Consider the following 17,416-nt stretch of genomic DNA (forward strand, 5'->3'; position numbering starts at 1 on the left):
GGGGCTCCGGTAATGCTGGAGGAGTAAGGCGTGAATTCAGGATTGCGGGGTCAGGCCGAGATTGAAAATGGCTACGCGCGCGGCGGCCAAATCCCAGGCGGCACAACCGACGCTCTTGAAGACGATGGGACGGTTGAAATCGGCCGGCTCGCGCACGGCATGCGCCAGCGAGGCGACGCGGGACCAGTCCACGCCTGCGCGCAGCAGGTCGCCGGCCTCGTGGCGGGCACCGGCGGGGTCGTCGGCGTAGAGGTCGCTGCCGTCCAGCGTGGGCTGGCCGATCTCGGCCATTTCCGGCTTGAAGGCGCCCACGCCCACGACCAGGCGGCCGGGGCGGGCGGCTTCGTCATAGACGGGCTCGGTGCTGGTGGTGAGCGTGATGACGGCGTCGAAGTCTTGCGGCAGCCCGTCGCCGCAGGGGCGCATGTCCTTGTGCAGCGCGCGTTGCTGGTCGCAGAAGGCCTGGGCAGCTTCGAGGCTGCGGCTTTTCACCCACAGCGTGGTGTCCGGGTAAATCGCGTGCAGCGCCTGCACGTGGTGTACCGCCTGCGTGCCCGTGCCGAACAGCAGTACCGCCTTGGGCGGCGCCGGCAGCAGCCGCTGCAGGGCCAGCAGCGAGACGGCCGCCGTGCGCCGTCCCGTGACGGTGGGGCCGTCCAGCACGCCCAAGGGGCGGCCCGTGGTGGCGTCGAACACCGTCACCGTGCCGTGGATGGTCGGCAGGCCGCGCCGCGCGTTGGCGGGCTGCACATTCACCAACTTGTGGATTCCGATGTCGGCGGCCGTGGCCGGCATGCTCAGCATCACGCCGCCAGGGCCCAGGGGCAGCACCTGGCGCTCGGGGCTGGTGATGGCGCCGGTTTCAACGTCCAGCGCGGCGGTGGCGATGGCGGCCACCAGCGCGGGGTAGTCCAGCGCGGCGGCGGTTTCGGCTGCGTCGTAGACGGGCAGCTGGTCGATCGTTGAATTCATCGGGTACTTCAGGTGGATGGCGGTGGAGCGGCCCGCATCCGGTATTCGCCCGGCTGCGTGTTGAGCCACTTGCGAAAGGCTCGGTGGAAGGCGCTGGCGTCCTCGTAGCCCAGGCGCGCGGCGATGGCCTCCACGCTCAGCCGGCTGCCGGTGAGCAAGTGGATGGCCGCGTCGCGGCGCAGCGCGTCCTTGATGCCCTGGTAGCTCGCGCCCTCGGCGTCCAGGCGGCGGCGCAGCGTGTTGGCGCTCAGGTGTAGCTCGGCCGCGACGGTTTCAAATTGCGGCCACTCGGCCCCGGATTCCACGCAAGGCTTCAGGCGGCGGCGCACGCGGGCGGCCATGCCTTCCTCATTGCGGTATTTCAGGAAGACGGAGCGCGGCGCCGCCGCCAGGAACGCTTTCAGGCTGCGCTCGTCCTGCGCCACCGGCACGGCCAGCAGCGCGGCGTCGAAGGCGATGGCGGTTTCCGCCGCCTCGAAGGCGGACTCCGGCGAGTACATGGCCGCGTACTCGCGCGCGTGCGCCGGCCGCGGGTAGTCGAAACGCGCCCAGCGCAGGGGAACGCGCCGCCCGGCCAGCCAGCACATCAGGCCGTGGACGAGCACCAGGAAAGTCTCGGCGGCGAAGCGGTGGGCCTCGGCCTCGGCCACGCGGTTGTGCAGCGTGACCACGGCCTCGTCCCCGCGCTGTAGAAGCTCGCCGCCCACGTCGTCCAGCAGGCAATTGAAACCCTGCAGCACCCGCCGCAGCCCTTGCCCCAGGTCCCGTGCCGGCAGCAGCGAGCGGCAGAGCAGTTTGAAACTGCCGGACTTCATGCGGCGGGCGTCCAGGCCGAAGAACTCGTCGTCCAGCTCGCGCGCCGCCGCCAGCCACAGCGCGGCGAAGGCGTCGGCCGTCACGCGCGCTTGCGGCGTGCGCAGCAGCTCGGCCTGTATGCCGGCGGCGGCCAGGGCGCGCGCGCGCGCCGGCTCGGTGAGCCGCGCCAGCGCGGCTGCGACGAAGGCCACCGAAACGGTGTCCTTTTCCTCCACGGGCGTGGCGGCGGGTAGCGCGGCAATGGCGGCTTCGCTGCTGGAGCGCATGGGGTTCAAAGTGAAAATTTCCGGCCAGTCTAGCGGCCGGGGACTGGCAAAAACTGCCAACACGGTTGATGCCGCAGACCATCGCGCGACGGGCGCAAGCGGCCTATCGTCGCGCTCCAGACAAGAGCTACAGCCAGGAGACGCCGCCATGACCGATTTGTCCGCCGAATTCAAGTCGCTCGCCGAGTACCGCCCGGTGCACCGGCTGCGCTTCGTCACCGCCGCCTCGCTGTTCGACGGGCACGACGCCTCCATCAACATCATGCGGCGCATCCTCATGGGCATGGGCGCGGAAGTGATCCACCTGGGCCACAACCGCTCGGTGGACGACATCGTCACCGCCGCGCTGCAGGAGGACGCGCACGGCATCGCCGTCAGCTCCTACCAGGGCGGGCACGTCGAGTTCTTCAAGTACATGGTGGAGCTGCTGCGCGCACGGGGCGGGGCGGACATCCGCGTCTTTGGCGGCGGCGGCGGCGTGATCGTCCCGGCCGAAATCCGCGAGTTGCAAGAGGCCGGCGTCACGCGCATCTACAGCCCCGAGGACGGCCAGCGCATGGGCCTGCAAGGGATGATCGGCGAGATGCTCATGCGCTGCGACCGCGACCTCTGCGACGCCGCGCCCGCGGACATCGCGGCGGTCCAGGGGCATTCCGACGCCGCCTGGCGCGCGCTGTCGCAACTCATCACGGCGCTGGAAGGCGGCGCGGCGGACACGGACCTCGTGAAGGCGCTGCACGACGGCGCCGCCCAGCGTCGCGTGCCCGTGCTGGGCATCACCGGCACCGGCGGCGCGGGCAAGAGCAGCCTCACCGACGAGCTGATCCGCCGCCTGCGCCTGGACCAGGACGACGCCTTGCGCATCGCCGTCGTCTCCATAGACCCCTCGCGGCGCAAGAGCGGCGGCGCGCTGCTGGGCGACCGCATCCGCATGAACGCCATCGGCCCCTGGCAGGCGGGCGCGCGCGTGTACATGCGCAGCCTGGCCACGCGCGCCGCGGGCAGCGAGGTCAGCGCCGCGCTGCCGGACGTCATTGCCGCCTGCAAGTGCGCGGGCTTCGACCTCGTGATCGTGGAAACCTCCGGCATAGGCCAGGGCGACGCCGCCATCGCGCCGCTGGTGGACGTGCCCATGTACGTGATGACGCCGGAGTTCGGCGCCGCCAGCCAGCTCGAAAAAATCGACATGCTGGACTTCGCCGAGTTCGTGGCCATCAACAAGTTCGACCGCAAGGGCGCGCTGGACGCCCTGCGCGACGTGGCCAAGCAGGTGCAGCGCAACCGCGAGGACTTCTGCAGGCGGCCGGAAGAGATGCCCGTCTTCGGCACCATGGCCAGCCGCTTCAACGACGACGGCGTTACCGCGCTGTACCAGGCGCTGAAGGCGCGCCTGGCCGAGCTGGGCCTGCCGCTGCGCGAGGGCCGGCTGCCGCCGGTGAACACGCGCCACAGCACGCAGGGCATGGCCATCGTCCCGGCGGCGCGCACGCGCTACCTGGCCGACATCGCCGAGGCGGTGCGTGGCTACAAGCAGCGCGCCCGCGCCCAAGCCAGGCTCGCGCGCGAGCTGCAGCAGTTGCGCGAGAGCGCGCGCATGCTGCACGAGGCGGACCCCACCCGCGACGGTGCCCGCAAGACCGTGCTGCAGCTCGCCGAGGTGCGCGCACAACAGCAGGACGCCAAGGCCGCGAAGCTGCTGGCGCAGTGGCCGGAGGTGGTGAAGGCCTACGCGGGCGACGAGTACGTCGTGAAAATCCGCGACAAGGAAATCCGCACCGCGCTCACGCACACCACGCTGTCCGGCAACAAGGTGCGCAAGGTCGTCCTGCCGCAGTACGAGGACCATGGCGAGCTGCTGAAGTGGCTGCTGCTGGAGAACGTGCCGGGCAGCTTCCCCTACACCGCGGGCACCTTCCCCTTCAAGCGCGAGAACGAGGACCCGACGCGCATGTTCGCCGGCGAGGGCGACGCCTTCCGCACCAACCGGCGTTTCAAGCTCCTGTCCGACGGCATGCCGGCCAAGCGCCTGTCCACCGCCTTCGACTCCGTCACCCTCTACGGCGCCGACCCCGACCCGCGCCCGGACATCTACGGCAAGGTGGGCAACTCCGGCGTGAGCATCGCCACGCTGGACGATTTGAAAGTCCTCTACGACGGCTTCAACCTGTGCGACCCGAGCACCTCGGTGTCCATGACCATCAACGGGCCGGCGCCGACCCTCCTGGCCATGTTCATGAACACGGCGATCGACCAGCAGCTCGAACGCTTCAAGGCCGACAAGGGCCGCGAGCCGACGGCTGAAGAGGCGGCGCAGCTTCGCGCGTGGGTGCTGGCCAACGTGCGCGGCACGGTGCAGGCCGACATCCTCAAGGAGGACCAGGGCCAGAACACCTGCATCTTCTCCACCGAGTTCAGCCTCAAGGTGATGGGCGACATCGCGCAGTGGTTCGTCCAGCACGGGGTGCGCAATTTCTATTCCGTCTCGATCTCGGGCTACCACATCGCCGAGGCGGGCGCGAACCCCATCAGCCAGCTCGCCTTCACGCTGTCCAACGGTTTTACGTTGGTGGAGGCCTACCTCGCGCGCGGCATGCACATCGACGACTTCGCGCCCAACCTGAGCTTCTTCTTCAGCAACGGGATGGATGCGGAGTACACGGTGCTGGGCCGCGTGGCCCGCCGCATCTGGGCCGTGGCCCTGCGCGACCGTTACGGCGCCAACGACCGCTCGCAAAAGCTGAAGTACCACATCCAGACCAGCGGCCGCAGCCTGCACGCGCAGGAGATCGCCTTCAACGACATACGCACCACGCTGCAGGCGCTGATCGCCATCTACGACAACTGCAACTCGCTGCACACCAACGCCTACGACGAGGCCATCACCACGCCCACCGAGGAGAGCGTGCGCCGCGCCATGGCGATCCAGTTGATCATCAACCGCGAGTGGGGCCTGGCCAAATGCGAGAACCCCAACCAGGGCGCGTTCGTCCTGGACGAGCTCACGGAGCTGGTCGAGGAGGCGGTGTTGTCCGAGTTCGAGCGCATTGCCGAGCGCGGCGGCGTGCTCGGTGCGATGGAAACCGGCTACCAGCGCAGCAAGATCCAGGAAGAGAGCCTGCACTACGAGATGCTCAAGCACACGGGCGAGCATCCCATCATCGGCGTCAACACCTTCCGCAACCCGCACGGCGAGCCGGTGCCGGACCACATCGAGCTGGCGCGCTCCACGGAGGACGAAAAGCAGTCGCAACTGCAGCGCCTGGCCAACTTCCACGCCCGCCACGCCGGCGAAGCGCCGGCCATGCTGAAGCGGCTGCAGCAGGCCGTGATCGAGGGCGAGAACGTGTTCGACGTGCTGATGGACGCGGTGCGCGTGTGCTCGCTTGGGCAGATCACGCACGCGCTGTTTGAAGTGGGCGGGCAGTACCGGCGAAGCATGTGAGCCTGAGTGGCCCGGGCCCGGGCCCGGGCCTGGGCCGGCGCATTGCCGCTGGGCAATGCAGGTCTGGAAACTGAAATGCCTTTTTGATTTTTTCGAGATTTTCGTTTTACTGTTAAAGTGCTCCTGCCTTGGAGCCAGCTCATGCCCCGTCAGACCACATCTTCCACGTCTTCCACCCGCAGTACCGGCGGCGTTGCGGCGGCGCGCAACGCGGACCCGCTTGGGCCGCTGGCTGATGCAGTCGGCGAAGCCCTGGCCAACCACATCGTGGAAGTGCCGGTTGGCAAGGGTCGACGGGTGGTGATGGACCTTGAAGAGGTCGATGTATCGGATGGCGGCACTGGCCTGGTTTCGCCGCGTTTGCGCAATCACCTCAAAAGCCTCGTGGCGCGGGCACTGGAGGCGTCACTGAGTGCCCGCACCGAGGAAGGAAGGCGGCTGCGCATGGCCATGGTGGGCCGGCTGGCGACCCTGGAACTGGGCGACGAGAGCCGCGGTGGCGAGGCGCCGGCTGCTGATTTGGCCGCTGCGGCTTCTTCGCCCCTTGAGGCCGACGTGCTGCTCACCACGGCGCAAGCTGCGTCGCGGCTTGGGGTCAGCCGCCCGCACGTGGCCATGCTGTGCGATGCCGGCAAGCTGGGCGAAGTCGCCGTCACGGACGGAGGGCACCGGCGCATCAGTCGTGCGGCGGTGGAGACTTACTTTGCCGCGCAATCCCGTGTCGCCGACGTATCGGACACGCCGCGCGAGGCGGGATCGGCGGGTGGCTTGTATACGCGCCCCGATGCCGACTTCGTGGATGCCGGCCGGCGCCAGGCCCCCGCTGGTGCCGGGACGCCAGCGCGCCCAGCCAAGCGTCGCGCCGGGCGGTGAATACCGACAACACGCTTGTACTGCTGGACACGTGCGTCCTGATGCCGCCACGCCTGTCCGACGTACTCATGGATCTGCGTGCCCAGCGATTGTTTTCACTGCACTGGAGCGGTGAAATTGAAGCCGAGTACGTGCGAAACATGCAGGCAGTGCTCGGGTTTGAAAAAACAGCAGTTCTGCGGCGCCTGGCAGCCATGAAGCGCTGCTGCCCGGAATGGCAGGTGCCTGTTGCCCAACGGGACATGAGCGCCGTGCCGGCATCGGTGGATGCGAAGGACCGCCACGTTGCCGCGGCTGCATTGGCGCTGCGGCGTTATGCCGACGAGGAAGGTGACCCAGAAGCGGCTTGCAGCGTCTTCCTGGTGACGTTCAACACGGCTGACATGGCTGTGCGGCCCATGGGCACAAAGGGAGTCAAGGTCCTGCGGCCGGGAGCATTCCTGGATCTGGTCTATGACATGCACCCGGAGCCGTCAGCCTTGGCGGTACAGCAGGCCGCACGTGACTTGAAACACCCGCCGTACACCTTGGCCGAACTGCTGGGTGCTTTGCATGGCCATGGGGCCAAAGGCTTGGTGAAGAGGCTTGCCGCGCTGTGGGGGCTGGTCCCGGTCAGGGTGGGCTCTTCAGCAGCGGACGCGCGTGGCGAAGAATCTTGAAATGATCGTGTGTCGGCGCAACGGCCGATACATGTAGTCTTAGCGTTTTTACCTAGTGTTGAAAGGGAAGGCATGAAGATCGAGCGCATCGGCGTCATTGGCGCGGGCACCATGGGCAATGGCATCGCGCAGGTGTGCGCCGTGGCGGGCATCCAGGTGGTGATGGTGGACATCTCGGACGAGGCGGTGCAGCGCGGCGTCAAGACGCTCTCCGGCAGCCTGGACCGCCTGGTCAAGAAGGAAAAGCTCACCGCCGCACAAAAGGACGCGGCGCTGGCGCTGGTCACCGGCACCACGGACTACGCGCAACTCAAGGACGCGCAGATTGTCATCGAGGCCGCCACCGAGAACCCGGACCTGAAGCTGCGCATCCTGCGCCAGGTGGAGAGCATCGTCGGCGACGAGACCGTCATTGCCTCCAACACCTCGTCCATCTCCATCACGCAGCTCGCCGCCGTGCTCGACAAGCCCGAGCGCTGCATCGGCCTGCACTTCTTCAACCCCGTGCCGCTCATGGGGCTGCTGGAAGTCATTCGCGGCCTGCAGACCTCGGACGCCACGCATGCCCTGGCCGCGGCCTTCGCCCACGCGGTGGGCAAGACGCCCGTGACGGTGAAGAACAGCCCGGGCTTCGTGGTCAACCGCATCCTGTGTCCGATGATCAACGAGGCCATCTTCGTGCTGCAGGAGGGCCTGGCCACGGCGGAAGACATCGATGCCGGCATGAAGCTGGGCTGCAACCACCCCATCGGCCCGCTGGCCCTGGCCGACCTCATCGGCCTGGACACCATGCTCAGCATCATGGAAGTGTTCCACGAGGGCTTCGGCGACACCAAGTACCGCCCCGCGCCGCTGCTGCGTGAAATGGTCCAGGCCGGCCGCTTGGGCCGCAAGACGGGCCGCGGCTTCTACAACTACGCCTGACCGCGCGCGGGCCCCTAGGCGGCCCGCCCTGCGCCGCGCATCGCGCTCCCCGGCTGGCGGCCGCCGTTGACACGGCGGTCTGGCAGCCGGGGTTTTTGTTTCCGGGTGTGCCCCGGCGTTCACATGCGCCGCCCCGTGCGCCTCCTCGTGGGCGCTCTACAGGCTGTTGCCCAGGCACAAGATTTCTTGCCGGCGTCACCCGCCCGCACGATGGACGAAGCCCCCGCACAGGGCTTCAATCCGGCCCACCACGCAGCAGCGGCACGCCGGCTGCTAGGGGTGCGTCAGAGGTGCAGCCATGAAGACCTTCTTGATCCTGGTGACGGCTTCCATAGGGTGCGCGGCCGTGGTGTCGGCTGCCGACAACGCGCGCGCCACCTACGAGCGCGAGCGCGCAGCGTGCACGAGCGGACAGTCGGGGCAGGACCGCTCCACCTGCCTGCGCGAAGCCGCCGCGGCCTACCAGGAGGCGCGCCACGCTCGCCGCGGCGCCGCGGCCGTGAGCGACGACCGCTACGCGCAAAACGCCCTGCAGCGCTGCCAGCCGCTGCCAGCCGCTGACCGGGCCGAGTGTGAGCGCCGCATACAGAGCGGCGCCACCAGCGGCAGCGTCACCGGCGGCGGCGTGCTGCGCGAGCTGCGCAGCGTGGAACCGGCACCCCCCATGCCCTCCACCGACGCCGAGCGCCAACCCACGCCCAATCCCAATCCGCCTGCACCGGCCACGCCGCCCCTGCCGGTGGACGGCGGCCCGCCGGCGCCCACCCCGCCGCGCTGACGCGGCGCCCTGTCGCATACTTGACCGCCCGGGCTGCATGGCTGCCTGCCGCCCGCGTTGCATGTCCAGGGATGGGCGCGGTGGACGAGCCCGTCCCGCGCCGATGTTGTTACAGCCGCGCGGGCGTCAAGCCCTAGGCTGATGGTCCAGACGAGGACGGGCTGCCATGTTTCTTTCCTTTCGCGGCGCCTGGCCGCTGCGGTGCTTGGGCACCGGGCGGCAGGAGCGCGCCGATCTCAGCCGCCAGGTCACGGACCTGCAGGCGCTGCACGAGCTCAGCAGCCGGCTGCTGGAGGTGCGCTCGCTGGAGCAGCAGCTCCACCTGATTTTGCAAACCCTTTGCCGTTTTCACGGCGCCCGCTTGGGCGCGGTGCTGTTGTGCGAGCCGGACGCCTCCACGCTGCGCGTGGCCGCCGGCGAGGGCCTGTCCGAGCACACCCGCCAGGTGCTCTCCCGGCTGCGCCGCGGCGACGGCGCCTGCGGCCAGGCCGTGCAAAGCGCGCGCCGCGTGGTGGTGCGCGACGTGCAGGCCGATCCGCGCTACGCCCCATGGCATGCGCTGGCCCGCGAGCAGGGCGTGCACGGCGTGCACAGCACCCCGCTGATCGCGCTGGACGGGCAGGTGATAGGCGCCATGTCGGTCTACCTGAGCCATGCGGACGAGCCTGACGAGCGGCTTCGCCACCTGGCCGACATCTGCGCGCGCAAGGCCGCCGTGCACGCCGATCGCGAGCGCTCGCAGCGCCGCGCCCAACGCGCTGACGAGCGGCTGGCCGGCGTGATGGCCTCCTCGCCGCTGCCCTTCGGCATCCTGGAGCCCTGCGAGGGTGCCGCCGAGGCCGATGCCGCGCCGCAACTGCGCTGGGCCTACGCCAACACGGCCGCGGCGGCGCTGTTGGGTCGCTCCATTGCGGCGCAAGCACTGCTGCGCGACACGCTGGGCGGTGACGAGGCAGCGCTGCAGCCCTTTCTCACCGCCGCGGCCGCCGGCCGCGGCAGCGGTTTCGACTGGCAGCCCCCGGGCGCGGCGCGGCGCTGCTTCCACGTCATCGCCTCGCCGGTGCCGCAGGGGCTGGCGGTGTGGTTCACCGACGTCACGCAAAGCCGCCGCCAGGAGCAGGCGCTGCGCGAGACGGACCGGCGCAAGGACGAGTTCCTCGCCACCCTCGCGCACGAGCTGCGCAACCCGCTGGCCCCCATACGCCAGGCCGCACAGGTCTCGCGCGCACCCAACGCCACCGAGGCGCAGCGGCGCTGGAGCCACGAGGTGATAGACCGCCAGGTCGGCCACATGGCGCTGCTGCTGGACGACCTGCTCGACATGTCCCGCGTCACCCGCGGCAAGCTCGCGCTGCGCAAGTGCGCCACCGAGCTGCGCGCGGTGCTGGATGCGGCTATCGAAACCGCCCGCCCGCTGCTGGACGCCAAGCAGCACCGGCTGGAAGTCGAGGCGCCGGACGAGCCCCTGTGCTTCGAGGCCGACCCGCTGCGGCTGGCGCAGATCCTCTCCAACCTGCTCACCAATGCCGCCAAGTACACCGACCCCGGCGGCCACATCCGCTTGCGCGCGCAGGTGCAGGGCGCCGAGGTGGTGGTGAGCGTGGCCGACAACGGCATTGGCATTCCGGCCGAGGTGCTGCCCACCGTGTTCGGCATGTTTTCGCAGGTGTCCGCGCACGACGAGCGCAGCGCCGGCGGCCTGGGCATAGGCCTGGCGCTGTCGCGTGGCCTGGCCGAGCTGCACGGCGGGCGCATTGATGCGGCCAGCGCCGGTGTGGGCCAGGGCAGCGAGTTCACGCTGCGCGTGCCCGTGGGCCGGGTGCGCAGCGCCAACCCCTTGGCCGAGACGCCCGCGGCCGGCCCGGCTGGCGCCTTGCGCGTGCTGGTGGCCGACGACAACGCCGATGCGCGCGACAGCCTGTCCACGCTGCTGGCGCTGCACGGCCACGAGGTGCTCAGCGCCGCCGACGGCAACGAGGCGCTGCGGCTGCTGGAGCAGCAGCGCCCGCAGGTGGCGCTGCTGGACATCGGCATGCCGGGGCGTGACGGCCACGAGGTGGCCCGCGCCGCCCGCGAGCGCCTGGGCCCCGACTGCCCGCTGCTGGTGGCCGTGACCGGTTGGGCGCAGGACCAGGACCGCTCCCGTTCGCGCGACGCCGGCTTCGACGGCCACCTGAGCAAGCCCGTGGACCTGGGCGCCTTGCTGGCGCTGCTGCAGCAAGGCCCCGCGCGGGCGGCGTAGGCGGGAACGGCGGCCCGGCCGCCGTGGTCGTTTCCGGTTGCCGATGTTCTGAAGCTCAGGCCCGGCGCCAGCGCTGGTCTGGAGTTTCGAAAGCCCGATTTTCGGCGCGCAGTTTGAGCAAGGCCGCCAGGAGGGAGCGGCGGGCCGCAGCGTGCTTGGCGGGCGGTACGTCGTCGTACACCACGGGCAGCAGCGCGTCGGGGGTTTGAGGCTCGGTGCCCAGCGCCGCCAGCAGCTTGGCCTCGCGCTGCTCGCGGTGGGCGATCAGGAAATTCCACACCCGCGCCGGGTTGGCGATGAGAAAGCCGTGGCCGGGAGCCAGCCACTGCAGTGGCGCGAATTCGTCGCGCAGGCGGCGCAGCGACGCCAGGTAAGCGCCCATGTCGCCGTCCGGCGGGTTGATCACCACCGTGGAGCCCTGCATCACGTGGTCGCCGGTGAAGAGGGTGGCTTCCTCCTCCAGCAAATAGCACAGGTGGTTGGATGCGTGGCCGGGCGTGTGCACCACGCGCAGCGTGGTGCCCGCGTCCAGCGCCAGGCGCTCGCCCTCTTGCAGCTCGCGCGTGGGGGCGAACGCCTCGTCCTGCCACTGCGCGTGCGGCGTGCGCCGGCCCAGCACTTGGGCGCCCGTGGCGGTGGCCAGCGGCGCGGCGCCGGGCGAGTGGTCCAGGTGCGTGTGCGTGACCAGGATCCAGCGGATGGGGCCGGGCGCGGCCGCCTGCAGCGCCTGGACGTGGGCCGCGTCTGCCGGGCCCGGGTCGATCACCGCCCACTCGTTGGTGGACAGGGCGCCGACCAGGTAGCTGTTGGTGCCCGGGCCGGTCATGACGCCGGGGTTGGCGGCGGTCAGGCGTATCACGCGCTCGCTCAGCCGCAGGGGCTCGCCCGGCGTGACTTGGGCGCGGGCGATGCCGCGGCCCTCCGGATCGACCCGCCGCGCCTCGGCCCAACCCGGGTGGTCGGGGAAGAGCGGCCCAACGCGGCCCTGCGCGTCGCGGGCGAGCTGCGGGCGGATGCAGGGCACCTCGGGAAGCGCGGCGGCCCAGTCCAGCATCTCCCGGGCGGTGCCGAAGCGCGTGAGCTGCTGCAGCAGCCGGCGCACGGGTCCGACCACGTGCACGCCCGGCGCCCCGTCCAGCGCCTGCGCGGGGCTGAGCCAGGCATGGGCGGTCATCTCGATGCCGTCGTGGCTGGCCTCCTGCGCGGCGGGCGCCGGCGCGATGAAGAAGCGCGTGTCGAAGCGCTTGGGCAGGCCTGGCGGCGTGACGATGTGGGCGAACAGGTGCACGCGCTCCAGGGCGATGCGCCAGACCTGTTCGCGGCACAGGGCGTCCAGGCCGACCTCGCGGCCGTGCAGCCGGGTGCGCCAGGCCGCTTGCAACTGCGCGCCGCGGACGGTTTCGCCGCGGGCGTCCACGGCGATGAGCAGGCCGGCCTCCTCGAAGGTCTCGCGCACGGCGGCGGCGTACCAGGGCAGCGCGCCTTCGGCGAGGCCCAGGCGCTGGTTGCAGGCCGCCTCGTCGCGGCCGGTGCACACGGCGGCGAGGTCGGCGTCCGCCGCATCGAGCAGCCCGCCGGGAAAGACCCAGGCGCCGCTGTTCTGGTCGCCGCGCTCGGCGCGGCGCAGCAACAGGACTTCAGGCCCGGCGGCCGCGTCGCGGACCAGGACGAGGGCGGAGGAGGGGCGCAGGGAAGGCATGGACAGTGGCGCTTGGGGTGCTGCGAGGAGGAGCCTGGCCGGCTGGACAAGCCAGCCATCATGGCCCATGGCTTACGCCCTTCCCGCACCTTCCTTCAGGCCGGAGCGGTCGTCGGCATGGCGGTGGACGGCAGCCGGCTGGGCATCGAGGCCACGCCATGATCCAAGTACAAGCTGGAGGACTTGTTGGCGCAATGCGCCTCCTGCGCCGAACCCAATACCGAGGACCACGAGTGGCTGGACGCTGCTCCCGCCGGCGGCGAGGTGCTGTGAGATGGAGTTTGGCGACATCTACTTGGTTTCGCTGAACCCCACCGCCGGGCGCGAGCAGCAGGGCAAGCGGCCGGTGCTGGTGGTGTCGCCCGACGCCTTTAATCAGCACACACACATGCCCGTCGTGCTGCCCATCACCAGCGGCGGCAATTTCGCATGCACGGCCGGTTTTGCCGTTTCGCTTATGAGCGCGGGAACCCAGGCCATGGGCGTGGCGCGCTGTGACTAGCCGCGGTTGCTGGATTTGAATGCGCGGCATGGAAGAAAAATTGAGTCCGTGCTGGTGAAAATCATGGATGAAGTTTTGTGCGTATAAGTGTGCTTTTAACTGGCAAATTACTTTGCCGCGCTGGACAACATTAATTTGGTAGCTCAAGAGAGGGGAGTAAGGTGGCCAAGTCCCTCGACGGTGGAGCTATTTCATCAATCAAAAGATTGGTATTTTTTGTGTAGTTGTCTAAATCCACTGCTGCCAAAGTATTTCCTTTGCCATGTACAATTTCGTTTCGTAATGCGTATAATTCGTGAATCTTAAAATAAGATGCCTTGGATATGATGTTCTCCCTGTAAAGCGTCTCAGCTCTCGCTCTGGTTGATAAAACTTGGTTTGGTGCAGTATCTTGAGAAATATCTATATATTTATCTCTTATGGCTTCTTCTAGCTCTCGCCAAGCAATAACAATACCACCAAACAAGGCATTTATACTGCTTGCCGCACTTTCGGCAATAAGTTCTCTTTCTTCGTTGGGAACGGAAACTCTAGGTAGTCTGTCAATGGCTTCCTTAAGGATGGTTTTCAATTCCGAAGATAGTTCGGTAATTTTTTGAAGATCTTCAGCCGTAACTAGAGCGTTATGAGCTACGCGGCATCGAAGTTCGTACAGGTCTTCCCATCTTTTTTTAAGAAAAGTATCTTCGCAATTCACAAGGTTAGAGAAATACCGTTCCCAGTTGGAGAGTGGAACCTGTGATTTCAGGCTTAGAAGTTCTTCCTGGGTGGTTGATTTCGAAATGGTTCTGTATAACTCTTGTATTGGAGTTCTTGAGTAAGGACGCAACAAAAAATCTGCCAAATGTATAAAGTCAATGCTGTGAAGTACATTGACGTAGTCTTTTCTTTTGCTTTTGCTGATTGCTTCTTGTATTTCGGATGGCGATGCTTCTTTCACCCATTCCTTGCCGACGGTCACCAACATGAAGTTTGCAATCAGCTTCCTCATGAGGCTTTCTATTTCATGAATCTGCGCATATGCTCTTTTTGAATAAAGTGCCGATATGTCGTCCCATAGGACTTCTATATTGACCACTTGGTCCACTTTGGCAATGGCTCCACGAATTCTTTTGAGAAGCTCTGTGAAGGTCTTTACATCTTCGTCAATCTTGCTTTCATTGGTACTGCAAGTAAGGCGGAGTTGAAAATAGCGCTGATCTTTATCGGTTACTTCTCCTCCTGCAATTGCATAGTCAGTCTTAAATTCATCGTTATAGCTGAGTTTGCCATTCTTTATGGTTATCTTTGAATCTACTTGCAAAAGTCTTCCAAAAGCTTCTGTGCTGTCGCAAAATGAGTTGCTTTTGGGGATTATTGTGAGGTATTCAACTTCTATATTCATGATGACTGAGTGGGCAAAGCTTGCATGCTCTATTTTTGCCTGGAGTTTTGAGTTTGAATGACTGAGGCCTAATTGTTGTTGGGTAATCAGGCCTGTGTGGGCGTATTTCAGAAAGGGGGTGGAGATTTTTTTGCTCACCTCACAGCGCGTGCGTCACCAGCTTGAAATCCGGATCCTCCTCGAAGGATTTCACCGTGAATCCCAGCGAGCGCATGAGTTTGAGCATGTTGGGATTGTTGGCCAGCACCAGGCCGTCGATCTCGGTGAGGCCCTTGTCGCGCGCCACTTCCATGATGCTTTCCATCATGCGCGAGCCTATGCCCTTGCCGGCCAGGTCGTCGGCCACCAGCAGCGAGAACTCGCAGCTCGACTGGTCCGGGTTGGTGATGTAGCGCGACACGCCGATCACGCGCTCGGTTTCCACCATGTCGCCGTCTTCGTTGGCATTGCGGGTCTTGACCACCGCCACCAGCGCCATCTCGCGGTCGTAATCGATCATGGTCAGCCGCGCCAGCATGGAGGGCGGCAATTCCGTCATTGACGAGACAAAGCGGAAATAGCGGCTTTCCGGCGAGACGCTGTGCACCAGGTCCTGGAGTTTCTGGGCGTCGTCGGGGCGGATGGGCCGCACCAGGTATTCCCCGCCGCCGCGCAGCGGCCACACCTGCTCGTAGCGCGCCGGGTAGGGCGAGATGCACAGGTGCGGGTAGTCGCTGCCGCGCCCGCCCCCGGCGGGCTGCGGGGCGCTGTCGATGACGATGCGCGCATCCACCGCCACGGCGCCGCTGGCGTCCACGATGATGGGGTTGATGTCCATCTCGCGCAGCTGCGGCAGCGCGCACACCATTTCCGACACGCGCAGCAGCACCTGCTCCAGCGCGTCCAGGTCCACGGCCTCGGCGCCGTGCCACTCGCCCAGGGTCTCGGCCACGCGCGAGCGCTCGATGAGCCGCCGCGCCAGGAAGCGGTTGAGGGGCGGCAGCTCCATGGCGCGGTCGTTGATCAGCTCGACCATGGTCCCGCCGCCGCCGAAGACGATGACGCGGCCGAAGGGCTCGTCCGTCATCAGGCCGATGTGGATTTCGCGGCCGCGGCGCGCGCGGGCCATCTTCTGCACCGTCACGCCGTTGATGCGTGCGTTGGGCTCCAGGCGGCGCACGCGCTCGACCATGTCGTTGTAGGCGTCGCGGGCGGCGGTGGCGGTCATGATGCCCAGCGCCACGCCGTGCACGTCGGACTTGTGGGTGATGTCGGGCGAGTCGATCTTGAGCGCGACGGGGAAGCCCATCTGCGTGGCGATCATCATGGCCTCGTGCGCGCTGCGGGCCAGCACCGTTTCGGTCACACCGATGTGGAAGGCCGACAGCAGCGTCTTGCTCTCCATCTCGGTGAGCACCTTGCGCCGCTCGGCCAGCACGCTTTCGATCACCAGCCGCGCGCCCTCGATGTCGGGCTTGGCCAGCGAGGACAGCGGCGCCGGCGTCTGCTGCAGCAGCATCTGGTTTTGATAGAAGCTGGCGATGTTGCCGAAGGCGCCCACCGCGGCTTCCGGCGTGCGGAAGCTGGGAATGGCCGCCGTGCCCAGCAGCTCGCGCGCCTGGCCCACGGAAGCGTCGCCCATCCAGCAGGCCAGCAGCGGCTTGGCCATCTGGCGCTTGATGTCCACCAGCGCCTTGGCGATGTCCTCGGGGTGGGTGCCGGCCTTGGGCGAGAAGATGGCCAGCACGCCGTCGATGTCGCGGTCCTTGTCGGCCGCTTGCAGCGCGGCATGGAAGTGCGCAGGGCTGGCGCCTTCGCCCAGGTCGATCAGGTCCGTGAGCGAGGCGCCGGGCAGCAGTTGCGGCGCCAAGGCCGCCTTGCTGGCGTTGGACAGCCGGCCCAGCTCCAGGCCGATCTCGCCTATCCAGTCCGCCGCCAGCACGCCGGGGCCGCCGCCGTTGGTGACGATGGACAGCCGCTTGCCCACCGGGCGGTAGCGCGAGGCCAGGCATTTGGAGGCGGAGAACAGCTCGACGAAGGAGCGCACGCGCACGGCGCCGGCGCGGCGCAGGGCGGCGTCGAACACCTCGTCGCTGCCCACGATGGAGCTGCTGTGCGTCTGCGCCGCCAAGTTGCCCGCGTGCTTGCGACCGGACTTCAGCACGATCACCGGCTTGGCGTTGGCCGCCGAGCGCAGCGCGCTCATGAAGCGGCGCGCGTCGGCAATGCCTTCCAGGTAGACGACGATGGAGTGCGTCTGCGCGTCGTTGGCCAGGAAGTCCAGCACTTCGGCGATGCCCAGCGAGGTGTGCGGCCCAAGCGAGACGACGGTGGAGAAGCCCACGCCGTTGCGGTCGGCCCAATCGAGCATGGAGGCGGTGAGCGAGCCCGACTGCGACACCAGCGCCAGCGGGCCCGGCCGTGCGGGCAGGCCCAGCGCCGAGGCGTTGAGCTTGTGGTGCGGCCGCATGAAGCCCAGGCAGTTGGGGCCCAGCAGCCGGATGCGCTCGCGCCGCGCGATGCGGTGCAGCTCGGCGGCGGCGGCGGCGTCCAGCCCGCCGGTGAGCACCATGGCGGCGCGGCAGCGCATGCGCCCGGCCACTTCCAGCGCGGCGGCCAGGTCCGGTCCGCTCAGGGCAATGATGGCCAGGTCCGCGCGCGCCTGCGCCAGGTCGGCCAGCGTCGTGGCGCTGCCGCGGATGTCCATGAACTTGAGTTCGCCCTTGAAGGGCTCGGCCGTCAGCGCGGCATGCACGGAGCGCGCATGCTCCGTCCAGGAGTCGGGGGCCTCGGGGTCGCCCACGAAGGCGATGATGGAGCGGGGGGCGAAGAGCGGGGTGAGGTAGTGCTGGTCCATGAGGTGCGAGGCCGGGCGCTTGT

12 protein-coding genes are annotated in these 17,416 nt (G+C 67.6%); 7 read left to right on the forward strand and 5 right to left on the reverse strand.

Going from position 1 to position 17,416, the window contains the following annotated elements; all coding sequences use genetic code 11:
* Positions 1-36 precede the first annotated feature (36 nt).
* Together lhpI and SM757_RS18615 are read right to left on the reverse strand one after the other, a co-directional pair.
* Positions 37-972, reverse strand: a complete 936-nt coding sequence (lhpI, locus tag SM757_RS18610; RefSeq protein ID WP_322466635.1) for a bifunctional Delta(1)-pyrroline-2-carboxylate/Delta(1)-piperideine-2-carboxylate reductase — start codon at positions 970-972, stop codon at positions 37-39.
* A gap of 8 nt (positions 973-980) precedes the next feature.
* Positions 981-2,054, reverse strand: coding sequence for an AraC family transcriptional regulator (locus SM757_RS18615; RefSeq protein ID WP_322466687.1), 1,074 nt, complete (start codon positions 2,052-2,054; stop codon positions 981-983).
* A gap of 148 nt (positions 2,055-2,202) precedes the next feature.
* Between SM757_RS18615 and icmF the strand changes: the two genes are divergently transcribed.
* The 6 genes from icmF (at position 2,203) to SM757_RS18645 (ending at position 10,972) form a co-directional block, all read left to right on the forward strand.
* The gene (gene icmF / locus SM757_RS18620; RefSeq protein WP_322466636.1) at positions 2,203-5,496 is read left to right on the forward strand and encodes a fused isobutyryl-CoA mutase/GTPase IcmF; all 3,294 of its coding nucleotides are present in this window, start codon (positions 2,203-2,205) and stop codon (positions 5,494-5,496) included.
* A 141-nt stretch (positions 5,497-5,637) separates the two neighbouring features.
* Positions 5,638-6,369 (forward strand): excisionase family DNA-binding protein, encoded by a 732-nt coding sequence (locus SM757_RS18625; protein ID WP_322466637.1) that lies wholly within the window; start codon positions 5,638-5,640, stop codon positions 6,367-6,369.
* Positions 6,366-7,028, forward strand: a complete 663-nt coding sequence (locus SM757_RS18630) for a PIN domain-containing protein (protein WP_322466638.1) — start codon at positions 6,366-6,368, stop codon at positions 7,026-7,028. Before SM757_RS18625 ends, SM757_RS18630 begins: the two co-directional genes overlap by 4 nt.
* A 72-nt stretch (positions 7,029-7,100) precedes the next feature.
* Positions 7,101-7,952, forward strand: coding sequence for a 3-hydroxybutyryl-CoA dehydrogenase (locus tag SM757_RS18635; protein ID WP_322466639.1), 852 nt, complete (start codon positions 7,101-7,103; stop codon positions 7,950-7,952).
* A gap of 298 nt (positions 7,953-8,250) precedes the next feature.
* Positions 8,251-8,730, forward strand: a complete 480-nt coding sequence (locus tag SM757_RS18640) for a hypothetical protein (RefSeq protein WP_322466640.1) — start codon at positions 8,251-8,253, stop codon at positions 8,728-8,730.
* A gap of 166 nt (positions 8,731-8,896) precedes the next feature.
* The gene (locus SM757_RS18645; protein WP_322466641.1) at positions 8,897-10,972 is read left to right on the forward strand and encodes a hybrid sensor histidine kinase/response regulator; all 2,076 of its coding nucleotides are present in this window, start codon (positions 8,897-8,899) and stop codon (positions 10,970-10,972) included.
* A gap of 55 nt (positions 10,973-11,027) precedes the next feature.
* Here the strand turns inward: SM757_RS18645 and SM757_RS18650 are convergent, their stop codons facing one another.
* Complete coding sequence (locus tag SM757_RS18650) at positions 11,028-12,671, reverse strand: MBL fold metallo-hydrolase (RefSeq protein WP_322466642.1); 1,644 nt, start codon at positions 12,669-12,671, stop codon at positions 11,028-11,030.
* A 274-nt stretch (positions 12,672-12,945) separates the two neighbouring features.
* Here SM757_RS18650 and SM757_RS18655 point away from each other — a divergent pair, with 274 nt between their 5' ends.
* Entirely contained in the window at positions 12,946-13,173 is a 228-nt protein-coding gene (locus SM757_RS18655; RefSeq protein WP_407655777.1) for a type II toxin-antitoxin system PemK/MazF family toxin, read from the forward strand.
* 130 nt (positions 13,174-13,303) lie between these two features.
* On the opposite strand, the gene SM757_RS18660 is transcribed toward SM757_RS18655, so the two are convergent.
* Together SM757_RS18660 and SM757_RS18665 are read right to left on the reverse strand one after the other, a co-directional pair.
* Entirely contained in the window at positions 13,304-14,695 is a 1,392-nt protein-coding gene (locus SM757_RS18660; protein ID WP_322466643.1) for a HEPN domain-containing protein, read from the reverse strand.
* A gap of 1 nt (position 14,696) precedes the next feature.
* Positions 14,697-17,393, reverse strand: coding sequence for a bifunctional acetate--CoA ligase family protein/GNAT family N-acetyltransferase (locus tag SM757_RS18665; protein ID WP_322466644.1), 2,697 nt, complete (start codon positions 17,391-17,393; stop codon positions 14,697-14,699).
* Positions 17,394-17,416: the final 23 nt, after the last annotated feature.

This window comes from Azohydromonas lata (assembly GCF_034427735.1).
Lineage (GTDB): Bacteria > Pseudomonadota > Gammaproteobacteria > Burkholderiales > Burkholderiaceae_C > Azohydromonas > Azohydromonas lata.